This is a genomic window from Qipengyuania proteolytica, assembly GCF_019711565.1.
GTDB classification, from domain to species: domain Bacteria; phylum Pseudomonadota; class Alphaproteobacteria; order Sphingomonadales; family Sphingomonadaceae; genus Qipengyuania; species Qipengyuania proteolytica.
In genome coordinates this window covers 744059-766197 of sequence record NZ_JAIGNN010000001.1, presented here as the reverse complement: position 1 = coordinate 766197, position 22139 = coordinate 744059, and the positions used below count along the sequence as shown (strand labels likewise).

Here is a 22139-nt window from a genome sequence, read left to right as displayed (position 1 = left end):
TTTAGAGTTTTTTATGTCCGCCGGTGGAACCGAATCCGCCCGCGCCGCGGGCGGTTTCGTCAAGCTGTTCGACCACCTCCCATTCGGCCTGCGTAACCGGTGCCAGCACCAGCTGCGCGATGCGGTCGCCGCGGGCAATCGCGAAATCGTCCGCTCCGTGGTTGATCATGATGACCTTCAATTCACCGCGATAGTCGCTGTCGATCGTGCCGGGCGTGTTGGGCACGGTGATGCCGTGCTTGAGCGCTAGGCCGGACCGCGGGCGGACCTGGATTTCGTAACCGTCCGGGATCGCCACCGCGAGGCCCGTCGCCACGGCGTGCCGCTGGCCGACGCGCAAGGTCACCGCCTCGGCGGAGACAACGTCCATCCCTGCCGCGCCGCTGGTGGCGTAGGCGGGCAGGTCGAGACCATGGCCATGGGGCAGCCGCTTGATCTGCACCCCGACACGATCAGTCATCCGCATCCTTCCCGCCCCCATTGAGCGCTTCGGCTGCCATGCGCACGAGTTCGCGCGCGACTTCTTCCTTGGGCATTTCCGGCAGGCTTTCGACGCCGTTCGACGTGACCACATGCACTTGGTTCATGTCGCCGCCCATGACGCTTTCGCCTTCGGACCAGGCCACATTGTTGGCGATGATCCAGTCGGCGCCCTTGCGCTTGCGCTTGGACTTGGCGTTTTCGACAACGTTCTCGGTCTCGGCGGCGAAGCCGACCAGCAGCGCCGGGCGTTTCTTGCCCGCGGCCGTGTTGGCGAGGATATCGGGATTCTCGGCCAGGATCAGCGCGGGCGGCGCACTGCCGCGCTTCTTCATCTTTTCGGCGGCAATGCTGCGGCTCTTCCAGTCGGAGACGGCTGCCACCATGAAGGCGGCATCCGCGGGCAGCGCGTTGCGCACTTCCTCGGCCATGTCCTCGGCGGTTTCGACGTCGATCCGGTCGACCCCCACCGGGGTCGGCAGGTGCACCGGGCCGGCAATCAGCGTCACCCGCGCCCCGGCGGCAGCGGCCATCGCGGCGATCGCGAAGCCCTGCTTCCCGCTCGAACGGTTGGCGATGTAGCGCACCGGGTCGATCGGCTCGCGCGTCGGGCCGGCCGTGACAAGCACATGCCTGCCGTAGAGCGGGCGGTGTTCGGGATCGGGATCGAATTCCATCTGCCCGGCTAGCGGAGAATCGGCGAAGGCGACCGAGATCGTCTGGCGGTCCCCGGCAATCGGCTGCGGCTTGGCCATTGCGCCCTTGCGCGCGACCTCGTGATTGATCGCCTCGGGATCGGTCGGCGGCGCGGATGCGGCCTTGCCCTTGGTCGCGAGCAGCGGACCGGCATCGACCGGATCGATTTCGGGCACCTCCTCCTCGATGAAGTCCTCGGCGTCGAGCAGCTCGTCGTCTTCGGGCAGGGCCTCCAGCTCGGCCTCGATTTCCGCGTGGCTGCGGCGCTGGGTGCTGCGCGGGATGATCATCGACAGCAGGCCGCCCAGCCCGCCGCCGCTCTTGACGACCTCTTCCTCGTCCTCGGGTTCGAGCGCTTCTACGAGCGAGGCGGCCTCATCCTCGACCTCGTCCTGCGCCGGCTGCGGCGCCGCCAGCTGCGCAGCGGCGGGTGCGGGCAGTTCGGGCACCTCGATGTCGAGATCGAGTTCCTCGGCAATGCGAGCGAGGATCGCCGCCGGCTCAGGCAGGCGACCGGGACCGAATTCGCCGCAGGCCATCGGGCCTTCGTCCGGATCCATCACCTTCACGCCGGCCTGGCGCAGCCAGTCCGCATTGCGCTGGGTCGCCGAATGCTCCCACATCTTCACATTCATCGCGGGAACGGTCAGCACAGGCTTGTCGGTCGCGAGGATCAGAGTGGTGGCGAGGTCGTCCGCAATCCCCGCTGCCATCTTGGCGAGCAGGTCGGCCGTCGCCGGGCACACGACCACGAGGTCGGCCTCCCGGCTGAGCTGGATATGGCCCATCTCGACCTCGTCCTTGAGATCGAACAGCGACGTGTAGACCTTGTTCTCGCTCAGCGCAGCGAGCGCCATCGGGGTGACGAACTGCTGGCCGCCTTCGGTCAGCACGCAGGTGACAGAACCCCCCGCCTTGCGGATCATGCGAACCAGTTCGCACGACTTGTAGGCGGCGATACCGCCACCGATGACGAGCAGGATGCGCGGGCCTGTCACGCCCGTTTCCCGTTCGTTTTCGTGCTTCGCGCGTGGCTCCACGCGGATCGGCGAGTGCATTCCCATCGTGTCATCAAGCGCTTGCTAGCGCCCCCCGTTCTCCATGGCCAGCGCATAGCGCGGACAGATTGCGGGATTACCCGTAGGGCCGTATGGTTGAAAAAGGGGTAACGGAGGGGAAAATGCACGTCATCTTGAGCGCCATCATCCTGGCACTGGCGATTCTCGACCTGGTTCTGGGAACGGGTTTCCTTGTGAATCCGGTCACTTCGGGAGCCGATTTCGGCCTCGCGACCACCAGCACGCATGGCAGTTCGACCTTGCGGGGAGACATGACCGCCTTCTTCTACATCTCGGCCCTGTCGATGGGCTGGGGCGCGTGGCGCCGGCGCGGGGACGTGCTGCTCCCTGCGTTGGGCCTGTTCGCGATCGCCTTCACCGGGCGCGCGATCAACCTTGTGGCCGAAGGGCCCTACGACGGCTGGATCGTGCCGATGGCGGTCGAAGGGCTCCACATCGCCGTGCTCGGTTTCGCGATCAAGACGTGGGGCTGGCCGCAGCGGTCGGTCTGACCGCTTGGCCGAGATCGCGCAGCGCGCGCGGCACGAAGGCGAGGCCGACCCCGTAGGCAGGCACGAACAGCCCCATCCAGTAGAAGTTCTCCTGCCGCGCGAAGATCGCGACGGCGGCCATGAACCCGCCGAACCACAGCGTTGCCAAAGCGCCGGTCCTGCCGCCCAGCGCCATCCAGCCGAGCAGCGGCAAGACGCCGAGCGGGCCCGCCAGCCAGAGCGGCAAGGTCTGCAGCAGCGTGGTGACGTGAATGCCATAGAGCGGGAGCGAGGGTCCGAAGAGCCCCTGCCAGCCGGGGGAGGTCATGTCACCGGGAAGGCGGTGCGCCGCAACCCCCTGCGCATGCAGCCACAGGCCGAGCGCCACGAGGATCGACGCCACCAGCACGCCTGCGAATTCGCGCCTGCGCCCCGCGACGAGCGCCACGGCCGCCCAGGCCAGCAGGAAGGGCGCGGCCAGCTCGCGGATGGCGATGCCGAGGACTGCGGCGATCAACGCCGCGATCCACAGCCGCGTTGCCGACAGCGCGAGCGCGAGCGAGATCAGCAAGCCGGCCTGCAACTCGTGCGAGACCGCGACCTCTGGAATGAAGGCGGCGGCACCGAACAGCATTGACAGCGTCACCGCCGCATCCCGCTCGCGCCGCGCGACCTGCCCACCGAGCACAAACAGCCACGCCAGCGCGTTGGCGACCCAGAGGATCGCAGCGATGACGCGCCAGCCCAAGTCCCCCCATAGCGCCGCGCACCAAGCCATGACCGGGGTCCGCACCGTCACGAAGGGCTTGGTCGGGAAGTCGAACTCGCGGTTTCCCTGCACGGCGACGACGTAATAGTCCTCCCCCTGCGACACGGCGGCATGGACCTGCCGGTAGAGGTCCATGTCGAGCTTCTCTCCGCGATCGAGGCGCTGCTCGATATCGCTCTCGTGCGCTGTGTTGCGGGTGTCGAGCGCGAGGGCATTCCACCCGCAGGCCAGGAGCGTGAGCAGCAGCACCAGCGCGGCCGCCCAGCGCGGCAGGAGCGCAAAGGGGCGTTCGGGCAGCGTCATGCCCGGCCCTTGGCGGATGTGACCAGCGACCGGAGTGCAATCGGCAGGAACGCCAGCCCGATGAACATCGCCGGGGCCACGACCGCGCCCCAGTAGAAATTGTTCGCCCGCCCCGCGAGCATGAAGGCGAGGCCGTAGCCGAGGTAGAGGAAGGTGCCGGTTGTCCCGGCAGGCGATTTCCAGCCCGCCCAGCCCAGGGCCATCAGCAGCACCAGCGGTCCCGCCACCTCATGCGGCAGGAAGCGCAGGTTGGATGACAGCACGATATTGCCGAGCCAGCCGGAGAGGCCGCGCAACACGAACCAGTCGGGGCTTTCGGGATCGCTCGGCAGGACCTGCGGTTCGACCTGCGCGAGGTGCCAGCTCATCGCGGCGAGGAACACGGCCACGAGCGCGCCCCAGGCGACCGCCTCCTTCCAGTCGCGCCGCCAGGCCGCCATCGCGCCGAGCAGAAGTACGAAGGGCAGCGCATGCTCGCGGATCGCCAGCGCCAGTGCGGCGACCGCCAGCGCCCAGCCCCAGCGCCCGGGCCGGTGCAGGCCGAAAGCGAGCGCGATCAGCATACCCGCCCACAGCTCGTGCAGCACGAAATAACCGCGGTTGAGGCCCAGCGAGCCGCCCATGAACATCAGCGCTGCGCCGATCCGCTGCATGCGTTTGCCGCCGGGCTCCTCGCCCAGCCGCTTCCACCACGCCCAGATGCAGGCGACCATGAGCAGGATCGAGAGGACGATCATGCCCGGCTCGCCCAGCCAGGCATGGATATAGGCGAGCGTCGGCAGGCGCACGGTCGCGCCGGGACGGACGGGATAGTTCCGCGCGCGCTGCTCCTCGACGATGAAAACGTAATAGTTCTCGCCGTCCGCGACGCGCTCGATCACGCGGTCATAGAAAGCGAGGTCCTCGTCGCGCTCGGGCTCTTCTCCGGCGCTCGTGGCATCGTCGGCCTGCGCGAATTCGGGGACTTCTGCGGGCGCGCCATCCATGGTCGCGGTGAGCGGGGTGAACGCCGCGAGGACCAGCAGCACGGTGACCACCGCAAGCAGCACCCTTGCGGGCCAGGCGCGCCAGTGGGCGAAGCGGTCCCAGGCGGGCGCCGCCCCGTCGTCCGTCAGCCGATCAGGCCCTGTGCCACTGCCGCCCATACCGCGAGACCTCCAAGCCCCGCTGCCATGGCATAGCCGAGCCAGCCGCGCCCCTCTCGGGCACGCTTTTCCCACACCAATTCGATGTCCGGCAGCGGCGGCGGTTCGGGCGCGCCGCCCTTGGCGGGATAGCGGTCCTCGATCCGGCGGATCAGGTCGGGGAGGCGCAGCAGAGTCTCGGTATCCTCGCGGATCCGGTCGGCGATGGCGGCTTCCGGCCCCAGCTCGTCGCGGATCCAGCTGCGGACATAGGGCGCGCTGGTGTCCCACATGTTGATGCTGGGATTGAGCTGAGTGGCGATCCCTTCGACCATCACCATCGTCTTCTGCAGCAGCAGCAAATGCGGCTGCGTCTGCATGTCGAAATCGCGGGTGATGGCGAACAGCCCGTCGAGCATCTGGCCGACCGACAATTCGCTTACCGGCTTGCCGCGCATCGGCTCGCCCACCGCGCGCAGCGCCGTCGCGAACTCGTCGACATTGTGATAGCTCGGCACGTATTGCGCTTCGAAATGGATCTCGGCCACGCGGCGGTAATTGCCGGTCGTGAGGCCGTAGAGGATTTCCGCCAGCCACATGCGCGCGCGCCGGTCGATCCGGCCCATGATGCCGAAATCGATCGCGACGATGGTGCCATCGGCCTTAACGAACAGGTTCCCCTGGTGCATGTCGGCATGGAAAAAGCCCGCCGCGATCGCCTGCTTGAGGAAGGCGAGCACGAGGCGGTTGGCGATCTCGGCGGTATCGTGCCCCGCAGCCTTCAGCGCCTCGACATTGCTGATCTTGATCCCGTCGATCCAGTCGACCGTCATCACCCGGCCGTTGGTGCGATCCCAGTCGATCCCCGGAATCTCGTAGCCCGGCGTGCCGACCATGTGTTCGGCGAGTTCGGAGGCCGAAGCGGCTTCACGCCTGAGGTCGAGTTCGCGATTGGTCCAGCGCTTGAAATTGGCGATGACGAGCCGCGGGCGCAGCCGGGCGGCTTCCCCGCCCATCGCCTCGACATGCGCGGCGGCCCATTCGTAGGTGTCGATGTCGCGCGCGAACTGCTCGCGCACGCCCGGGCGCAGGACCTTCACAGCCACCTGCCTGCCTTCGGTCGTCACCGCGCGGTGGACCTGCGCGATAGAAGCGGCTCCGATCGGTTCGGGATCGAACTCGGCGTAGAGGTTTTCCAGCGGCTGCTCGAAGCTCACCTCGATGCTCTGCCTGATCTGCTCGAAGGGAACGGGGGGCAGATCGTCCTGCAGCGTCAGCAGGTTGCGCGCCGCATCCTCGCCGACGAGATCGGGCCGCGTCGCCAGCGTCTGGCCCAGCTTGATCGCGGCCGGGCCAATATCGCGGAAGGCGCCCGCGTAATCGGGCTCCCTCGGCTGGATCGTGCCCAGCCGTGCAATCCGCGCCAGCCGCTTGACCGGCGGCGGCGTGTTGGGATCACGCTCGATCCCGCGCAAGGCGCCATGCCTCGCCAGCGTCCGGCCCCATTTGAGGAGGCGGAAAATATGCGTCGAAGGTCTTGCCAAGCCCCTAGACCTTCCACCCCGAATGGATATTCACCGCGCCGCCGAGGATCTTCTCGACCCGCGTGTTCTCGAAGCCCGCCGCGCGGATCATGGCTTCGAATTCGGCCGGCTTGGGGAAGCGGCGGATCGATTCGGCGAGGTAGCGGTAGCTGTCCTCGTCATTGGCGATCGCCTTCCCGATCTTGGGCATGAGGTTGTGCGAATAGAGGTCGTAGACTTCCTTGAAGCCGGGCCAGTCGGTCTGGCTGAATTCCATGCAGAAGAACCGCCCGCCGTATTTCAGCACGCGGTGCGCCTCGCGCAGGGCCTTGTCGATATAGGTCACGTTCCGGATGCCGAAGACGATGGTGTAGGCATCGAAGGTGCGGCTCGAAAAGGCCAGCTCCTCGGCGTTCTGGCGGCTCCAGACGAGCCCGTCGATCCCGCGCTCCATCGCGCGTTCGATGCCGACGTCGAGCATGTCCTGGTTGATGTCCGACACCGTGACGCTGGCGCCCTTCGCGGCCATGCGGAAGGCGATGTCGCCCGTGCCGCCCGCCATGTCGAGGATCGCCTCGCCCGGCTGCGGCTTCACCCGCGCGACGAAGCGGTTCTTCCACAGGCGGTGCATGCCGCCCGACATGGCATCATTCATAATGTCGTACTTGGCGGCGACATTGGAGAAGACCTCGCCCACGCGGCCGGTTTTCTCGGTCGCGTCGATGTCTTCGTAGCCGAAGGAAACTGTGTCGGTCATGGCAGGTGCCTTAGGGGGAATTGTGGCGGGCGCAAAGGGTGTTAGGGGGAGGAGTCTTTGTGGCGTGCGGGAAGCGCATCCGCGCTTCCCTTGCTGTTCCATCCCGCTCCCCCTCCCGACCACCCATAGAATACCGTGCCGTGGGTGGTCGGGAGGGGGAGCGGGACGGAACAGGGCGCAGCGACCGCAGGGAGCGAATAGACGCCACAGGGAACGCCTGTTACTCGAGCCCAACCATGCCCGAACTCCCCGAAGTCGAAACCACCGTCCGCGGCCTCGCGCGGTTCCTCGAAGGCGAGACGATCACGCGCGTCGTGGTCAACCGGCCCGACATGCGCCGCCCCTTCCCCGCCGGTCTGGTGCAGGCGCTGACCGGGGCGAATGTCACGCATCTGACGCGCCGGGCGAAATACGGCCTGATCCATACCAGCCGCGACCATGCGATGGTGTTCCACCTCGGCATGAGCGGGCGCTGGCGGATCGATCCGGAGGCCGAGGACAGGCACGACCACCTGATCCTCGAGACCGCGCACAACCGTTTCGCGCTGAACGATCCGCGCCGCTTCGGCTCGGTCGATTTGATGACAACGCAAGAGCTGGTGACGTGGAAGCCCTTCGCCGCGCTGGGGCCGGAGCCGCTGGGCGATGCGCTCACCGTCGAACACCTGCGCGAGGCGACGCGCGGGCGCAAGCAGGCGATCAAGCTTCTGCTGCTCGACCAGCGGATCGTGGCGGGCCTCGGCAATATCTATGTGTGCGAGGCGCTGTGGCGCAGCGGGATCAGCCCGCGAAAGGCCGGCGGCAAGGTGACCATGCCGCAGCTGCGCCGCCTCGTCCCCGCGATCAAGGACGTGCTGGAGCGCTCGATCCGTGACGGGGGCAGCACCTTGCGCGATTTCGCCCAGCCCGACGGAAACTTGGGCTATTTTGCCACCCGCTTCCACGTCTACGGCCGCGAGGGCGAGCCCTGCCACCACGAGGACGGCGGCACGATCCGGCGCATCGTGCAGGGCGGACGCAGCACGTGGTTCTGCCCGGTTTGTCAGAGGTAGCGCGACGAGCGCCCAATCGCTTGGCGATTAAGCGTTGTTCGGAATTTCATCCTGATAAACGATGATGGAATTGCCGCTTTCAAGCGCATGAGTTGCGGCAGCACGAAGCGTTTCGTCCGCAATTTCAGCGGTGTCGGTCGACACTTCCTTGGCTCGTTTAGCCTCGACGAATTGCCATCCTTGTTTTTCTACGCAATCGAGGGCGGGTCGCCGAGATCCATCTAAGTCATTTCCCCGAACGAGAACTAGCAGGGCGTGTCTTGCGCCTGACCGATATTGGCACTCAGGTCCAGCGACAGCCTCCATTAGAAACATAAAAAGTGAAGCCTGCATCACCGCTCCAGTCTATCGAGTTTTCGTACTGTATTGGCCGAGCTTACAGCGAGCCTGTGGAAAAAAGGGCTCACAAATCCAGCGCCGCATACTCCCGCGGCGGGGGCAGGCCTTCCATCTTCTCGGCGAGCAGCGGGCGGAAGCTCGGGCGGCTCTTGATCACCATGTACCAGTCGTGCGCCTGGTCGTGGCCCTTCCAGTCGAGCGCGCCGAGATATTCCACCACCGAGAGCTGCGCCGCGCAGGCGAGGTCGGCGAGGCTCAGCGTCGATCCCGCCAGCCATTGCCGCGTGTCCACCAGCCAGTCGATATAGTCGAGATGGCCGTGCAGCAGGCGGCCCATCTGGCGCAGCACCTGCGCATCGGGCGACTGGCGCAGGACGAGGCGCTTCTTCATCTTCTCGTGCAGCGCGGGCGCGGTCACGTCGGCATAGAGGTTCTCGTCGAACAGCGCGACCAGCCGGCGGATTTCCGCGCGTTGCAGCGCCGATCCGTTGATCATCGGATTGCGGTCGACCGTTTCTTCCAGCAGCTCGCAGATCGCGCGGCTGTCGGCGAGCGCAATGCGGCGGTCGGGATCGTGGAGCACGGGCGTGCGGCCCGCCGGGTTCAGCTGCCAGAACTCGTCGCGCGCTTCCCACGGGTTCTCGCGCACCAGTTCGTAGGCGACGTTCTTCTCCGCCATGAGCAGGCGCAGCTTGCGGCTGAACGGACAGAGGGGGAACTGGTGAAGCTGCCACATAGAATGGCCCGCTCATGCACCAGCGCGTGGTGCGCGTCCACCGGGGACGCGGGCCATGTGCCAAATTCGTTCGGATTAGCGCGAGGGGTCTAGTCGGCGCGTTCCATGATGTCCCGCATACGCGCCATCATCGATCGGAGTGCGGGCTTCATTTCCTCGGCCCCTTCGGCCATCGCGCCCATCGCCTGCATCGCGCGCGGCACCACGACCGCAACGCCGTCGCTAACCCGGCCCGCATCGGGCGCGAGCTTGCGCAACGTGAGGTCGGGATCGACCTTTTCCGCCTGCTCGCCCGCCATTTCGGCAGCGGCTTCGGCCAGCGGGGCAATCGGCATGTCGAGCAGCACTTCGGTCATCGCCTGCAGCATCAGCGCCATGTCGCGCTGGCGCTCGGGATCGCGCATCTGCTCGGCCATGTCCGCAAGCGGGGCGGCTTCGGGCGCAGCGTCAGGCGCGTCCTGCGCGGCGGCGGGCGACGAGAAAACCGCAAGCGCTGCGGCGGGCAGGATCAGGTGGCGCAACGGACGAATCTCCGGGAGATTTCAGCAATCGCGCGCATGATAGGCGCCCCCTGCTGACCGAAATCTGAACGGCTGCTACAGGCCCGAAGCCTCGAGCATGACGAGGCACGACGGCATCACCTGCTCCAGCTGGCCCGGCGCCTCCAGCGCGGCGGTTTCCGGCTGGATATACTGGGCCAGACCGGATCGGGTGACCCCGGTTTCGTCCATCAGCTGCGCCATGGTCCGCACGAAATACTCGCGGCCGCGCGTCGACAGGTCCGGCCAGCCCGGATCGGCGCCCTCGCCGGCCTTCTGGCGCTGCGCGGCCAACGCGAAGGCGACCGAGCAGCGCACGGCGGTCTGCTGCTCCATGGTGAGCGGCTTTGACGGCGTATCGACGGCGAGCGGAGCGGCGGCCTGGGCGGCCAGGAGCGAAGCGGCGAGAACAAGTGACATGCCGCCCTCCTAGACCCGGCCGGATGAACCGCAAGCAACTTCGCTTGCGGCGCGCGGACCGCTTGCCTAACGCTGGCGCGCAAAGAGGAGACACCCTGCAATGAAGACCCGCGCCGCCGTCGCTTTCGCCCCCAAGCAGCCGCTCGAGATCGTCGAGCTCGACCTCGAAGGGCCCAAGGCGGGCGAAGTGCTGGTGGAGATCATGGCGACGGGCATCTGCCACACCGATGCCTATACGCTCGACGGGCTCGACAGCGAGGGGATCTTCCCGAGCATCCTCGGCCATGAAGGCGCCGGGATCGTGCGCGAAGTGGGCGCGGGCGTCACCAGCGTGAAGCCGGGCGACCACGTGATCCCGCTCTACACGCCCGAATGCCGCCAGTGCAAAATGTGCCTGTCCGGCAAGACGAACCTGTGCAGCGCGATCCGCGAGACGCAGGGCAAGGGCCTGATGCCCGACGGCACCTCGCGCTTCAGCTACCGCGGGCAGACGATCTACCACTACATGGGCTGTTCGACCTTCTCGAACTTCACCGTCCTGCCCGAAATCGCGGTCGCGAAGATCCGTACCGACGCGCCGTTCGAGACCAGCTGCTATATCGGCTGCGGTGTCACCACCGGCGTGGGCGCGGTCGTGAACACCGCGCAGGTGAAGCCGGGCGACAATGTCGTCGTCTTCGGCCTCGGCGGGATCGGCCTCAACGTGATCCAGGGCGCGAAGATGGCCGGCGCGGACCGCATCGTCGGCGTCGACATCAACCCGTCCAAGAAGGAATGGGGCGAGAAGTTCGGCATGACCGACTTCGTCAATCCGAAGGAGACGAAGGACGTCGTCGCGCACCTCGTCGAACTGCTCGACGGCGGGGCGGACTACAGCTTCGACTGCACCGGCAATACCGACGTGATGCGCCAGGCGCTGGAATGCTGCCACAAGGGCTGGGGCACCTCGATCATCATCGGCGTCGCGGAAGCGGGCAAGACCATCGAGACGCGCCCGTTCCAGCTCGTCACCGGGCGCAACTGGCGCGGCACGGCCTTCGGCGGGGCCAAGGGCCGCACCGACGTGCCCAAGATCGTCGACTGGTACATGAACGGCAAGATCGCGATCGACCCGATGATCACCCACACGCTGACGCTGGAGGAGATCAACAAGGGCTTCGACCTGATGCATTCGGGCGAGAGCATCCGTTCGGTCGTGATCTACTGATGGCGGGCAAGGTCGTCCTCGCCGAGAAGTTCGGCCAGTTCGCCGAGCACTGGGCGCCCAAGATCGTCGCCCGCTTCAACGGCAACGAGATCCGCCTGTGCAAGGTCGAGGGCGAGTATCACTGGCACAGCCATCCCGACACGGACGAGCTGTTCCTGGTCGTCGAGGGCGAGCTCGAGATCGACTTCCGCGACCGGACCGAGAAACTCTCGCCCGGCGAGATGATCGTCGTGCCCGCCGGGACCGAGCATCGCCCGCGCGCGCCGCACGGCGAGGCGCAGCTGTTCGTCATGGACACCGAAGGCACGCCCAACAGCGGCGATGCGGCGACGGCTACGCTGGCGGTCGACATCTGACCGCTTGCCAGCCCGCGCCCCGCGCTTAAGGTGGCGAATCGAAACCCAAGGAGAGAGAGCCGATGTACAGTCACATGATGGTGGGATCGAACGACATCGAACGTTCGAAGAAGTTCTACGACGCGACCTTCAAGGCGATTGGCGGCAAGGAAGCGATCGTCGACGACAAGGGCCGCCTGATGTACCTCCACAATGGCGGCGCGTTCCTCGTCACCAAGCCGATCGACGGCCAGCCCGCGACCGCCGGGAACGGCTGCACCATCGGCCTCGCGATGACGCCCGAACAGGCCGACGCCTGGCACGCGGCGGGCGTGGAAGCGGGCGGCACCGCGATCGAAGACCCGCCGGGCGAGCGTCCGGGTTCGGGCATGTATCTCGCCTATCTGCGCGATCCCGACGGCAACAAGCTCTGCGCCCTCCACCGGATGGGCTGAGCGCGCTGCGGTGTTCAACCACCTGACCATCGGCGCGAGCGACATCGAAAGCTCGCGCCGGTTCTACGATGCCACCTTCGCCGCGATCGGCGGGCCCACGGCGCAGGACGATCCCAAGGGCCGGCTGGTCTATCGCCACGACGGCGGCGTGCTGGTGGTCGGCAAGCCGATCGACGGGCAGCCGCCGACGGTTGCGAACGGCAATACGATCGGGCTGAAGGTCGCGACCACCGAAATGGTCGACGCCTGGCACGCCGCCGGATGCGCGAATGGCGGGGTTGCGGTCGAGGATCCGCCCGGTCCCCGCTCCAGCCCTTTCGGCGAGATGTACCTCGCCTATCTGCGCGATCCCGACGGGCACAAGTTCTGCGCCGTCTGCTGGCTGTGATGCGCGGCGAAGACGGGCTGCGCGCGGATCTCGCGTCGCTCGCGATCCCGTTTGCCGAACACGACCACATCGCGGTCTTCACCGTCGAGGAAAGCCGCAAGGTCGATGCCGATATTCCCGGCGCGCATACCAAGAACCTGTTCCTCAAGGACGCGGGCGGCGCGTTCTGGCTCGTCACCGTGCCGGCCGAGGCGCGGGTCGACCTAAAGGTGCTGCCACAAGCGATCGGCTGCAAGCGGGTAAGCTTCGGCAAGGCCGAGGACATGGAGCGCCTGCTAGGCATCACGCCCGGCTCGGTCACCCCGCTCGCCATGATCAATGCGGCGCCGGGCAGCGTGACCGTTGTCCTCGATGCCGGCCTTGCGCAGGCGGAGCGGGTCAACGTCCACCCGCTGCGGAATACCGCGACGCTGGGGCTATCGGGCGCACACATACTCGACCTTCTGCGCCATTGGGGGCACGAGCCGCGCCTCGCCGAAATCCCGGTGCAGGAGCCCCGATGACCCTCGAATATCTCTCGCAGAACAAGGCCTATAACGGCGACCAGTTCGTCTGCTCGCACCGCTCGGCGGCGACCGGGACGGAGATGACCTTCTCGGTCTATGTCCCGCCGCATATGCCGGGGGTCAAACTACCGGTGCTGTGGTATCTCTCCGGCCTCACTTGCACCCACGCCAACGTCACCGAGAAGGGCGAGTACCGCGCGGCCTGCGCCGAACACCGCGTGATATTCGTCGCGCCCGACACCTCCCCGCGCGGCGATGACGTCCCCGATGCGGCGGACGAATACGACTTCGGCAAGGGCGCGGGCTTCTATGTCGACGCGACGCAAGCGCCGTGGGCGCAGCATTACCGCATGCGCAGCTATATCGAGGAGGAACTGCCGCAGGTCGTCGCGGGCGAATTCCCGGTCGACCTGTCGCGCCAGGCGATCACCGGCCATTCGATGGGCGGCCACGGCGCGCTCACCATCGCCCTGCGCAATCCCGGCCGCTTCCGCTCGGTCAGCGCATTCTCCCCGATCGTCGCGCCGTCACAGGTGCCGTGGGGCGAGAAGGCGCTGGGCCGCTATCTTGGCGAGGACCGCGCGGCCTGGCGCGAATACGACGCGGTCGCGCTGATCGAGGACGGCGCGCGGCTCGACCATTTGCTCGTCGACCAGGGCACGGCGGACAATTTCCTCGAGGAGCAGCTCAAGACCGGCGCCCTCGCCATGGCCTGCGCCAAGGCCGGCATGTCGCCCGAAATCCGCATGCAGCAGGGCTACGACCACTCCTATTACTTCATCTCGACCTTCATGGCCGAGCATGTGGCGTGGCATGCGGCGCGGCTGGGCTAGCGCGACAGTTCGAACACCGCGAATTCCGCGCGCCCGTTCGCGCCGGCGCGTCCCAATTGGCGCTCGCCGGCAAAGAACCATTCGCGTTCGATGCGGGCACCCTTTTCGGCGGCGAGGTCGCGGAAGTCCTTCACGGTAACGTGGTGGATGTTCTGCGTCGCGTACCAGCTGACGGGGATCGCGCGGGTCACGGGCATGCGGCCGCCGAACATCAGGGCGGCACGGGTGCGCCAGTGGGCGAAGTTGGGGAAGGACACGAAGGCGCGGCGGCCGACGCGGAGCAGTTCGTCGAGCATGCGGTCGGGCCGCGCGGCGGTCTGCAGCGTCTGGCTGAGGATCGCGTAGTCGAAGCCCTTGTCGGGATAGTCGGCGAGGTCGCGGTCGGCATCGCCCTGCACCACGCTGAGGCCCTGCGATACGCAGCGCTCGACGCAATCGCCGTCGATCTCGATCCCGCGCACGTCGCAGTCCTTGCCGCGCAGGGCGAGCATCAGTTCGCCGTCGCCGCAGCCGATATCGAGCACCCGGCTACCCGGTGTGACGTGGCTGGCGATTACCGCAAGGTCGGGCCGTATTTGGTTGCGGATGGGGCTCATCCGAGGAACCCCCCGATCACGCGGTCCAGCGCGGGCACGTCGAGCAGGAAGCTGTCGTGGCCGTGCGGCGCGGATAGTTCGACGAAGCTCACCGCCGCGCCCGCCGCATTGAGCGCGTGGACCACGTGGCGGCTCTCCGCCGTGGGATAGAGCCAGTCGGAATCGAAGCTGACGAGGCAGAAGCGCGCGCTCGTGCCTGCAAAGGCATCGGCGAGCTTGCCGCCATGCTCCTCGGCCAAGTCGAAATAGTCCATCGCGCGGGTGATATAGAGATAGCTGTTCGCGTCGAAACGCTGGGTGAAGCCGCTGCCCTGGTAGCGCAGGTAGCTCTCGACCTGGAAATCGGCGTCGAAGCCGAAGCTCTTGGCGTCACGGTCCTGCAGATTGCGCCCGAATTTGCCGGTCAGTGCCTCTTCGGAAAGGTAGGTGATATGCGCCGCCATGCGCGCCACGGCGAGCCCGCTGTCGGGCGCTTCGCCGCCGTAATAGTCGCCCTGGTTCCAGCGCGGATCGGCCATCACCGCCTGCCGTCCCAGTTCGTGAAAGGCGATGTTCTGCGCCGAATGCCGGCTGGTCGAGGCGATCACCAGGACGCGGCTCGCCCGCTCCGGCCAGTTCGCCGCGAGGCTCAGCGCCTGCATCCCGCCCATCGATCCGCCGACCACCGCGTGCAGTTGTTCGATCCCCAGCGCATCGAGCAGGCCGACATGCGCGCGCACCATGTCGCGAATGGTGATGACGGGAAAGCGCATCGCATAGGGCCGGCCGTCCGATGCCTCGCTCGCCGGGCCGGTAGAACCCATGCAGCTGCCGATAACATTGGCGCAGATGACGTGGAAGCGGTCGGTATCGATCGGCTTGCCGGGCCCGACCATCCGCTCCCACCAGCCGGGCTTGCCGGTGATCGGGTGGGGCGAGGCGACATACTGGTCGCCGGTCAGCGCGTGGCACAGCAGGATCGCGTTCGAGCGGTCTTCATTGAGCGCGCCATAGGTCTCGTAGGCGACCTCCACCCGCGCCAGCTCGCCCCCGCCGTCGAGCGGCAGCGGTGCGGGCAGGACCAGCGTTTCGGAGCGAGCGTTCAAATCGGACCTTTGGACGAAACAATGAAACCCTGCCTCTAACCGCAAGGCTGGCGCTTGTCGAAGGGGCGATATTCTTTCATGCGACAAAGCCGAACATGGCAGACAAACCCATCCTCAAACCCTGGATCGAGGCGATCCATGCCTATGTGCCCGGCAAGTCGAAGGCGGCCGACGGGCGTCCGCTGGTCAAGCTGTCGGCGAACGAGAACCCCTTGGGCTGCAGTCCGCAGGTCATCGAGGCGCTGTCAGGCGGGCACCAGCCCAACCTCTATCCCGATCCCGACGCGACGCAGTTGCGCGAGGCGATCGGCGCGCTGCACGGCATCGATCCCGCGCGGATCGTCTGCGGCACGGGCTCGGGCGAGTGCCTCCACGGCGCGGTGCAGGCCTTTGCCGGGCCGGGCGATGAGGTGCTGTTCTCGCGCTACTCCTTCTCGCTCTACCCGCTGCTCGCCTACAAGGTCGGGGCCGAAGTCGTACAGGCAGAGGACAATGACTACGCGCCCGATGTCGACAAACTGCTCGCCGCGGTGACCGAGCGGACGCGCGTGGTGCTGCTCGACAATCCGAACAACCCCATCGGCACCTTCCTGCCGCGCGCCGAGGTCGAGCGGCTGCATGCGGGCCTGCCGAAAGACGTGCTGCTGGTGGTCGACCAGGCCTATGCGGAATTCCTGCCGCACGGCGTGGACGACGGCGGCATGGATCTCGCCGCGCAGCATGACAACGTCCTCGTCACCCGCACCTTCGCCAAGGCCTATGGCATTGCTGGCGAGCGGGTGGGCTGGGCGACCGGCGCGCCGCATCTCGTCGACGCGCTCAACCGGCTGCGCGGGGCGTTCAACGTGACCGCCAGCGGGCAGCGCGCGGCGCTCGCGGCGCTGGCGGACCAGGACTTCGTCGCGAAGTCGCGCGACGCCAATGCCGCCGCCCGCGCGCGCTTCGTCGAACAGGTCGAGGCGCTGGGCAACCACGGCCTGCGCGCCCTGCCGAGCGAGGCGAATTTCGTGCTGGTGGTGTTCGAGGGCGACCTTGCGGCGACCACCGCGCTCGATGCGATCGCCGGGGCGGGCTATGCCGTGCGCCACCTGCCCGGACAGGGCCTGCCGCAGGCGCTGCGGATCACCGTGGGCACTAACGCGCAGATGGACGCCATCGCTGCTGTCCTACGCGAACTGTGCGAGGCCCCCGCATGAGCGTGGAGCGCGTCGCGATCATCGGCCTCGGGCTGATCGGCGGCTCGGTCGGCCTAGCCACGCAGCAGATGCTGCCGCACGTGATCACCACCGGCTGGGATGCGAGCAAGGAGGTCCGTAGCCGCGCCGCCGCGCGCGGGCTGGTCGGCACGGTTTGCGAGACCGCCGCCGAGGCGGTGCGCGAGGCCGATCTCGTCATCCTTTGCGTGCCCGTCGGTGCGATGGGCGCGGCCGCCGAAGCCATTGCAGACGCGCTGCCCGAAGGCGCGATCGTCAGCGATGTCGGGTCCTCGAAACGCAGCGTCGGCGAGGCCATCGCCAGGGCGCTCCCCGGCGCGACCGTCATCCCTGCGCACCCCGTCGCCGGCACCGAGAAGAGCGGCCCCGACGCGGGCTTTCCCGAACTCTTCCGCCACCGCTGGTGCATCGTCACCCCTCCCGAGGGTGCGCCCGAAGAAGCGGTCGCCGATGTCTCGGCTTTCTGGGAAGGCCTCGGCGCGAAGGTCGAGATCATGGACCCCGCGCATCACGACGTCGTGCTCGCGGTGACCAGCCACATCCCGCACCTCATCGCCTACACCATCGTCGGCACCGCCAGCGATCTGGAAGACGTGACCCGCGGCGAGGTGATCAAGTATTCCGCCGGGGGTTTCCGCGACTTCACCCGCATCGCCGCCAGCGACCCGACCATGTGGCGCGACGTCTTCCTGACCAATCGCGACGCGGTGCTCGAAGTGCTGGGCCGCTTTACCGAAGACCTCACCGCCCTCCAGCGCGCCATCCGCAACGGCGACGGCGACACGCTGTTCGACCTGTTCGAGCGCACCCGCACGATCCGCCGCTCGATCATCGAGGAAGGCCAGGACGACGCACGGCCCGACTTCGGGCGCGGGGATCACTAGGGATCCCGCCCAGCGCATAGCGGGTACTCCCAAGTGGGAATTGCTGCGGAGGCGATAACCGCACATCCTCACACCTGCCAGCGCGCCCGTTTCAGCGAGTGCGGGCCTGCTGGCACCATACGGGGTAAAGAGGATGGGATCGAACCACTTGTCCGCTCTGGACGGCCTGCGCGGCTTCGCAGCGTTGGTGGTGCTCATCGCCCATTGCGCCGCCTTCGGCTTCCTCCCCGAATTCCTCGGCAAGGGCTTCGGCCAGATGGGCGTGATGCTGTTTTTCGGGCTGAGCGGCTTCCTGATGGCCTATCTCTACTGCAGCAGGACGCTCGACCGCGAGAGCCTGCGCGAATACGCCATCAACCGGGCGACGCGGGTCCTGCCGCTCTATTACGCGATCGCTTCGCTGGTCGCGCTGGCCTTCATCCTGTTCGACGTCTCGCTGCTCAAGGCCTTCACCTGGAGGGACGTGGCGGGCAACATGCTGCTGCTGAAGGGCTCGTCGGTGCTGTGGACGATCCCGGTCGAGCTGCATTTCTACGTCGTCTTCGTGGGCCTGTGGTACGCGGCGAACCAGCGCCGCTTCCTGCTCTGCGCGGCGATCCTCGGGGCGGCGCATTTCACCGCGCTGGTGGGGCTTTACCTGATCGGCCTCAGATACGGCCCGGTGCTGTTTTCCTGGCTGCACCTGTTCCTGTTCGGCAGCGCGATCGGCGCCTGTTACGAGCCGCTCAGGCGCAAGGCCGAGAGCGCGCAATGGAAAGGGCCGCTGGCCGTGTTCGGCTGGCTGGTGCTGCTGGCCGCCGTCCTCGCCCCGCCGCAAGTGCGCCGCAATGTCCAGATCGAGACGCTGGTGAACTACCTCGACCCGATCACGCTCGCTTTCCCCATGCTGTTCCTCGTCTGCGCGGTTTTCGTGCTCGGCCCTTTCGCGCTGTTCCGGCATCCGGTCATGCGCTGGTACGGCGCGATCTCCTACTCGCTCTACCTCACCCACGCCTTCGTCATCGACGCCGCCACCGCGCTCGTGGAGCGGGGCGTGATCTCGCACCTCGTGGGCCTGCCGCTGGTTCTGGGCGTGGCGTCGCTCATTGCGGCGGCGTCGTTCTACTGGTTCGAGAAGCCCGCGCAGAAGAAGTTGCGGGCGTATTTCTCACGGCGCGAGCGGCGCGCGAGTTTCGCGTGACCTGACAGATCGTGAAATGACTTTCCTACAGGCCCCGCCTTATCTTAGCCTGCCCTTGCTCTTTGATTTGTAAGCTCCACCCGACCGAACGCCCCGCCACCCGTGCGGGGTTTTCGCATTCTGGCGTATCTCGCCAGAACGTGCCCCTATCCGCGAGCCGGATGTATTTGATCAACTTGCGCGCGGCACAACTCAGTCGTTGAGCGCGTTGATCGCGTCGAGCACGCGCTGCTCGACCTCTTCGCGCGGCAGGCCCGGCGGGATAGGCTCACCGAACCTGTAGGTGATCGTCCCCGGCTGCTTGAGCGCCCGGTGATAGACCGGCCCGCTGTTGACTGCGACGGGCACCACCTGCAGGCCGAGCATCTTGTAGAGCCCCGCGAACCCCGATTGCAGCGGACGCCGCTCGCCATGCGGGACGCGTGTCCCTTCGGGGAAGATCACCAGCGGGCGCCCGTCCGCGGCCAGCTTCTTTGCCGAGCGGATCATTGTCATCAGCGCCTTCGCCCCCGCATTTCGCTCGACCGGGACGAGGCCGAAAGCGGTCGCCGCACGGCCCCATAGGGGAATGCGGAACAGCTCCTGCTTGGCGAAGACCGAGGGCAGCCTGAACAGGCGCGGCGCGTCGATCGCCTCGAAGAAGCTCTCGTGCTTGATCGCGTAGAGCGCCGGTTCATCGAGCGGTTCGCCCTCGATCACGATCCTGCAGCCGAGCAGGTTGACGAGGCACCAGCGCTGCCAGCGCGGCCAGTCGCGCACCCGTTCGCGGAACATGTCCACGCTGAACGGCAGCGACAACAGCGAGGCCGTCGTGATCAGCAGCGAGCCGATGTAGAACGCGACATAAAAGGCAAGGTTGCGCAACAATCGCATGGCTGGATCAGACCGGCAGCCCCTGCGAAATCGCCGCCGCGATCAGCTTGTTGTATTCCAGGTAGAGCGTGGCGAGATCCGGCGAGGACTTGACCGCATCCTTCACGATCGTGGTGCCGGGCGGCAGCGCATCGCTGAACTCGTTCGCCGCGCGGGCCATGTGCCAGTCGGTCGTGACCAGCCGGACCGAGGTATACTCGTTGTCCTTGAGCCACTCGGCCGCCTCGCCCGCATTGCTGCGCGTGTCGACCGCGAGATAGCCGAGCGTGACGCAGCAGTTCATCAGGCGGCGCGAGACATCGAATTCGGCAGCGAACTCGTTCGGTTTCACCTCGGGATCGACGCCCGAAACGAACAGTTCCTCGGCAAGACCCTGCTCCACCACCTCGATTCCGCGGGCGATCCGCCCCGGTCCGCCGGTCGGCACGATCACCGCGTCGGTCTTCTGGTCGGCGACCGGGCCCGGCAGCGTCACTGCGAAACCGAGGAAGCCGAAGGCATAGACCAGCAGGACAGCGGCGAAGAAACGCAGGATCACAACATTTTCCCGAGCGAGGACAGGACCGTCATGCGCGCCGTGTAGACGGCAATGGCGATCGCGAAAAGCGGGACCAGCCCCAACACCAGCCAGTCGCCGGTGTCCAGCCCCCCGCCCGCGACAAGACCGGAATCGAGCACTGCGAACTGCGCGCCCATCAGCAGCACAGCCGCGAAACCGAGCACGAGCCCGAGCAGGCCGCCGACCACCGCGTCGAGCAGGATCGAGCGCTGGAAGATGCGCGCGATCTGATCGTCATTGCCGCCGAGGAGATGGACGATCTCGATCGTGTCGCGATTGGCGTCGAGTGCATTGCGCGCCGCCAGCCAGACTGCCGCGGCCCCGGTAAAGGCGAGCAGCAGGATCACCCCGAAAGCCATCCAGCGCAGCGTCGACAGCGCCGAGAGCACCGGGGCCAGCCAGTCCGACTGGGCATCGATCCGCGCGTCGGGCGCGTCTTCGGCCAGCAGGTCACGGAAGCGGTCGAGCGTTGCCTGATCGGCCTCGCCGCGCAGGCGAACATCGATGAGCGCCGGGATCGGCAAGGCGTCGTCGCTGGCGCCGGCGCCGAGCCAGGGTTCGAGCAGCGCCTCGACCCGCTCCTCCGGCAGGATGCCCACGCTGGCGACGGCCGGGTCTGCGCCGAGGATCGCTGCTGCCGCCTCGGCCTGCGCCGCGCGGGTCTGCGGATCGGCATCGATGATCTGCACCGTCGCGCTGCCGGCAAGGTCGCCGCTCGCCCGCGCCACCAGGTTCGAGAGCGCGAGCCCGCCGCCAGTCGCCAGCACGGTGATCGCCACCATGATCGCGATCACCCAGGGCATCGGTCCACCCAGACGCGCGCGCGGCAGGAGGTGCGCGGCGCGCTTGCCGCGAAAGGGCGAAAGACCGCGTTCGACCGCGCGGGCAAGGACCGGAGGACGCTTCACGCCAGCCCCGCGTCGCGCTTGGGCGGGTAACGCAGCGCCCCCGTCGGATCAGCGAGCAGGCCCTTGTCGAGCCGCATGATGAGCGAATCCGGCACCTTGCGAATGAGGTGCACGTCGTGCGTTGCCACCACCACCGTGGTGCCCAACCTGTTGAGCGCCTCGAACAGGCGGATGAGCTTGAGCGCCATTTCCGGGTCGACGTTACCCGTCGGTTCGTCGGCGACCAGCATGTCGGGCCGCCCGATGACCGCGCGGGCGATCGCCACGCGCTGCTGCTCGCCACCCGACAGCGTCGCCGGGCGAGCATCGGCACGGTGGCCCAGGCCGACCCATTCGAGCATGTCGGTGACCGGGCCCTGCAAGTCCGCCTCGCGCACGCCGGAGACCCGCAGCGGGAGCGCGACATTGTCGAAAGCGGACAGATGGTCGACCAGCCGGAAATCCTGGAACACGACGCCCATGCGGCGCCGATAGGCCGGCAGGCGGTCGCGTGGCAGGGTGATGACGTCAGTGCCGAACATGCGGATCGCCCCGCGCGATGGCCGCTGGGCGAGGTAGAGCAGCTTGAGCAGCGAAGTCTTGCCCGCGCCGCTGGCCCCGGTGAGGAAGTAGAAACTGCCCGGATACAGCGTGAACGAAATATTCGACAGGATCTCGCGATCGGTCCCGTAGCGCAGGCCGACATTGTCGAACTGCACGATCTCGCGCTCTTCGGCGCTCATGCCGCAAATGGCGTTTGCTGGAGGGGAAATACCGCGCCCGTCATGGTCGCCGGCGGCTATACCCGCGCTTCGATGTGGAAAAAAGCCGCATCTGCGGTTTGCGAACA

General features: G+C 67.1%; 26 protein-coding genes. 11 read left to right on the top strand and 15 right to left on the bottom strand.

The features are described from left to right. Position 1 precedes the first annotated feature (1 nt). Together dut and K3172_RS03670 are read right to left on the bottom strand one after the other, a co-directional pair. Positions 2-460, bottom strand: coding sequence for a dUTP diphosphatase (gene dut / locus K3172_RS03675; protein ID WP_425594691.1), 459 nt, complete (start codon positions 458-460; stop codon positions 2-4). After that, positions 453-2234 (bottom strand): bifunctional phosphopantothenoylcysteine decarboxylase/phosphopantothenate synthase, encoded by a 1782-nt coding sequence (locus tag K3172_RS03670; RefSeq protein ID WP_425594699.1) that lies wholly within the window; start codon positions 2232-2234, stop codon positions 453-455. Before K3172_RS03670 ends, dut begins: the two co-directional genes overlap by 8 nt. Positions 2235-2368: 134 nt before the next feature. On the opposite strand from K3172_RS03670, the gene K3172_RS03665 reads away from it, so the two are divergent. After that, a complete protein-coding gene (locus K3172_RS03665) occupies positions 2369-2746 on the top strand; it encodes a hypothetical protein (protein ID WP_221587100.1) in 378 nt (125 codons plus the stop codon). On the opposite strand, the gene K3172_RS03660 is transcribed toward K3172_RS03665, so the two are convergent. Genes K3172_RS03660 through K3172_RS03645 form a run of 4 tightly spaced genes read right to left on the bottom strand, consistent with a single transcriptional unit; the run spans position 2712 to position 7201 of the window. Then, on the bottom strand, positions 2712-3797 hold the full coding sequence (locus K3172_RS03660; protein ID WP_221587099.1) for a hypothetical protein: 1086 nt from the start codon (positions 3795-3797) through the stop codon (positions 2712-2714). The genes K3172_RS03665 and K3172_RS03660 overlap by 35 nt on opposite strands. Continuing rightward, positions 3794-4942, bottom strand: a complete 1149-nt coding sequence (locus tag K3172_RS03655) for a hypothetical protein (protein WP_247717914.1) — start codon at positions 4940-4942, stop codon at positions 3794-3796. Before K3172_RS03655 ends, K3172_RS03660 begins: the two co-directional genes overlap by 4 nt. Next, the gene (gene ubiB / locus K3172_RS03650) at positions 4909-6465 is read right to left on the bottom strand and encodes a 2-polyprenylphenol 6-hydroxylase (RefSeq protein WP_221587098.1); all 1557 of its coding nucleotides are present in this window, start codon (positions 6463-6465) and stop codon (positions 4909-4911) included. Before ubiB ends, K3172_RS03655 begins: the two co-directional genes overlap by 34 nt. A gap of 4 nt (positions 6466-6469) precedes the next feature. After that, positions 6470-7201: a class I SAM-dependent methyltransferase gene (locus K3172_RS03645; protein WP_221587097.1), complete on the bottom strand. Its 732-nt coding sequence runs from the start codon at positions 7199-7201 to the stop codon at positions 6470-6472. Between the two features lie 236 nt (positions 7202-7437). Here K3172_RS03645 and mutM point away from each other — a divergent pair, with 236 nt between their 5' ends. After that, complete coding sequence (gene mutM / locus K3172_RS03640; protein WP_221587096.1) at positions 7438-8253, top strand: bifunctional DNA-formamidopyrimidine glycosylase/DNA-(apurinic or apyrimidinic site) lyase; 816 nt, start codon at positions 7438-7440, stop codon at positions 8251-8253. Positions 8254-8656: 403 nt separating this feature from the next. Here mutM and K3172_RS03635 read toward each other — a convergent pair whose 3' ends face one another. From K3172_RS03635 to K3172_RS03625, 3 genes are all read right to left on the bottom strand, one after another. Beyond that, positions 8657-9328 carry a glutathione S-transferase family protein gene (locus K3172_RS03635; RefSeq protein WP_221587095.1) on the bottom strand — a complete coding sequence of 224 codons (672 nt, stop codon included), beginning with the start codon at positions 9326-9328 and terminating at the stop codon, positions 8657-8659. 89 nt (positions 9329-9417) lie between these two features. Then, entirely contained in the window at positions 9418-9849 is a 432-nt protein-coding gene (locus K3172_RS03630; RefSeq protein ID WP_221587094.1) for a hypothetical protein, read from the bottom strand. A gap of 75 nt (positions 9850-9924) precedes the next feature. Next, a complete protein-coding gene (locus tag K3172_RS03625; RefSeq protein ID WP_221587093.1) occupies positions 9925-10287 on the bottom strand; it encodes a hypothetical protein in 363 nt (120 codons plus the stop codon). A 100-nt stretch (positions 10288-10387) separates the two neighbouring features. On the opposite strand from K3172_RS03625, the gene K3172_RS03620 reads away from it, so the two are divergent. The 6 genes from K3172_RS03620 (at position 10388) to fghA (ending at position 14011) form a co-directional block, all read left to right on the top strand. Further along, entirely contained in the window at positions 10388-11494 is a 1107-nt protein-coding gene (locus K3172_RS03620; RefSeq protein WP_221587092.1) for an S-(hydroxymethyl)glutathione dehydrogenase/class III alcohol dehydrogenase, read from the top strand. Then, positions 11494-11850 (top strand): cupin domain-containing protein, encoded by a 357-nt coding sequence (locus K3172_RS03615; protein ID WP_221587091.1) that lies wholly within the window; start codon positions 11494-11496, stop codon positions 11848-11850. The genes K3172_RS03620 and K3172_RS03615 overlap by 1 nt, the downstream gene beginning before the upstream one ends. 62 nt (positions 11851-11912) lie before the next feature. Beyond that, positions 11913-12284 carry a VOC family protein gene (locus K3172_RS03610; RefSeq protein WP_221587090.1) on the top strand — a complete coding sequence of 124 codons (372 nt, stop codon included), beginning with the start codon at positions 11913-11915 and terminating at the stop codon, positions 12282-12284. A 10-nt stretch (positions 12285-12294) separates the two neighbouring features. Further along, a complete protein-coding gene (locus K3172_RS03605; RefSeq protein WP_221587089.1) occupies positions 12295-12672 on the top strand; it encodes a VOC family protein in 378 nt (125 codons plus the stop codon). Next, on the top strand, positions 12672-13175 hold the full coding sequence (locus K3172_RS03600; protein ID WP_221588989.1) for a prolyl-tRNA synthetase associated domain-containing protein: 504 nt from the start codon (positions 12672-12674) through the stop codon (positions 13173-13175). The genes K3172_RS03605 and K3172_RS03600 overlap by 1 nt, the downstream gene beginning before the upstream one ends. Then, a complete protein-coding gene (gene fghA / locus K3172_RS03595; RefSeq protein ID WP_221587088.1) occupies positions 13172-14011 on the top strand; it encodes an S-formylglutathione hydrolase in 840 nt (279 codons plus the stop codon). The genes K3172_RS03600 and fghA overlap by 4 nt, the downstream gene beginning before the upstream one ends. Here the strand turns inward: fghA and metW are convergent. Further along, a complete protein-coding gene (gene metW / locus K3172_RS03590; protein WP_221587087.1) occupies positions 14008-14607 on the bottom strand; it encodes a methionine biosynthesis protein MetW in 600 nt (199 codons plus the stop codon). The genes fghA and metW overlap by 4 nt on opposite strands. Further along, complete coding sequence (gene metX, locus K3172_RS03585) at positions 14604-15692, bottom strand: homoserine O-acetyltransferase MetX (protein WP_221587086.1); 1089 nt, start codon at positions 15690-15692, stop codon at positions 14604-14606. The genes metW and metX overlap by 4 nt, the downstream gene beginning before the upstream one ends. Positions 15693-15787: 95 nt before the next feature. Here metX and K3172_RS03580 point away from each other — a divergent pair, with 95 nt between their 5' ends. The 3 genes from K3172_RS03580 to K3172_RS03570 all read left to right on the top strand — a co-directional run bounded on the left by K3172_RS03580 (position 15788) and on the right by K3172_RS03570 (position 18970). Beyond that, positions 15788-16888: a pyridoxal phosphate-dependent aminotransferase gene (locus tag K3172_RS03580; RefSeq protein WP_221587085.1), complete on the top strand. Its 1101-nt coding sequence runs from the start codon at positions 15788-15790 to the stop codon at positions 16886-16888. Further along, the gene (locus K3172_RS03575; RefSeq protein ID WP_221587084.1) at positions 16885-17790 is read left to right on the top strand and encodes a prephenate/arogenate dehydrogenase family protein; all 906 of its coding nucleotides are present in this window, start codon (positions 16885-16887) and stop codon (positions 17788-17790) included. The genes K3172_RS03580 and K3172_RS03575 overlap by 4 nt, the downstream gene beginning before the upstream one ends. A gap of 148 nt (positions 17791-17938) precedes the next feature. Further along, positions 17939-18970 carry an acyltransferase family protein gene (locus tag K3172_RS03570; RefSeq protein WP_221587083.1) on the top strand — a complete coding sequence of 344 codons (1032 nt, stop codon included), beginning with the start codon at positions 17939-17941 and terminating at the stop codon, positions 18968-18970. Between the two features lie 192 nt (positions 18971-19162). On the opposite strand, the gene K3172_RS03565 is transcribed toward K3172_RS03570, so the two are convergent. Genes K3172_RS03565 through ftsE form a run of 4 tightly spaced genes read right to left on the bottom strand, consistent with a single transcriptional unit; the run spans position 19163 to position 22032 of the window. Further along, positions 19163-19843 carry a lysophospholipid acyltransferase family protein gene (locus K3172_RS03565; protein WP_221587082.1) on the bottom strand — a complete coding sequence of 227 codons (681 nt, stop codon included), beginning with the start codon at positions 19841-19843 and terminating at the stop codon, positions 19163-19165. Between the two features lie 7 nt (positions 19844-19850). Then, positions 19851-20381, bottom strand: a complete 531-nt coding sequence (locus K3172_RS03560) for a YdcF family protein (protein WP_221587081.1) — start codon at positions 20379-20381, stop codon at positions 19851-19853. After that, entirely contained in the window at positions 20378-21310 is a 933-nt protein-coding gene (locus K3172_RS03555) for a cell division protein FtsX (RefSeq protein WP_221587080.1), read from the bottom strand. Before K3172_RS03555 ends, K3172_RS03560 begins: the two co-directional genes overlap by 4 nt. Then, positions 21307-22032 (bottom strand): cell division ATP-binding protein FtsE, encoded by a 726-nt coding sequence (ftsE, locus tag K3172_RS03550; RefSeq protein WP_221587079.1) that lies wholly within the window; start codon positions 22030-22032, stop codon positions 21307-21309. The genes K3172_RS03555 and ftsE overlap by 4 nt, the downstream gene beginning before the upstream one ends. Positions 22033-22139 lie beyond the last annotated feature (107 nt).

Coding starts and splice junctions, on each gene's coding strand:
- dut (WP_425594691.1), bottom strand. CDS start 460: ATGACTGATCGTGTCGGGGTGCAGATCAAGCGGCTGCCCCATGGCCAT.
- K3172_RS03670 (WP_425594699.1), bottom strand. CDS start 2,234: ATGCACTCGCCGATCCGCGTGGAGCCACGCGCGAAGCACGAAAACGAA.
- K3172_RS03660 (WP_221587099.1), bottom strand. CDS start 3,797: ATGACGCTGCCCGAACGCCCCTTTGCGCTCCTGCCGCGCTGGGCGGCC.
- K3172_RS03655 (WP_247717914.1), bottom strand. CDS start 4,942: ATGGGCGGCAGTGGCACAGGGCCTGATCGGCTGACGGACGACGGGGCG.
- K3172_RS03645 (WP_221587097.1), bottom strand. CDS start 7,201: ATGACCGACACAGTTTCCTTCGGCTACGAAGACATCGACGCGACCGAG.
- mutM (WP_221587096.1), top strand. CDS start 7,438: ATGCCCGAACTCCCCGAAGTCGAAACCACCGTCCGCGGCCTCGCGCGG.
- K3172_RS03635 (WP_221587095.1), bottom strand. CDS start 9,328: ATGTGGCAGCTTCACCAGTTCCCCCTCTGTCCGTTCAGCCGCAAGCTG.
- K3172_RS03625 (WP_221587093.1), bottom strand. CDS start 10,287: ATGTCACTTGTTCTCGCCGCTTCGCTCCTGGCCGCCCAGGCCGCCGCT.
- K3172_RS03620 (WP_221587092.1), top strand. CDS start 10,388: ATGAAGACCCGCGCCGCCGTCGCTTTCGCCCCCAAGCAGCCGCTCGAG.
- K3172_RS03615 (WP_221587091.1), top strand. CDS start 11,494: ATGGCGGGCAAGGTCGTCCTCGCCGAGAAGTTCGGCCAGTTCGCCGAG.
- K3172_RS03610 (WP_221587090.1), top strand. CDS start 11,913: ATGTACAGTCACATGATGGTGGGATCGAACGACATCGAACGTTCGAAG.
- K3172_RS03600 (WP_221588989.1), top strand. CDS start 12,672: ATGCGCGGCGAAGACGGGCTGCGCGCGGATCTCGCGTCGCTCGCGATC.
- fghA (WP_221587088.1), top strand. CDS start 13,172: ATGACCCTCGAATATCTCTCGCAGAACAAGGCCTATAACGGCGACCAG.
- metW (WP_221587087.1), bottom strand. CDS start 14,607: ATGAGCCCCATCCGCAACCAAATACGGCCCGACCTTGCGGTAATCGCC.
- K3172_RS03580 (WP_221587085.1), top strand. CDS start 15,788: ATGGCAGACAAACCCATCCTCAAACCCTGGATCGAGGCGATCCATGCC.
- K3172_RS03575 (WP_221587084.1), top strand. CDS start 16,885: ATGAGCGTGGAGCGCGTCGCGATCATCGGCCTCGGGCTGATCGGCGGC.
- K3172_RS03565 (WP_221587082.1), bottom strand. CDS start 19,843: ATGCGATTGTTGCGCAACCTTGCCTTTTATGTCGCGTTCTACATCGGC.
- ftsE (WP_221587079.1), bottom strand. CDS start 22,032: ATGAGCGCCGAAGAGCGCGAGATCGTGCAGTTCGACAATGTCGGCCTG.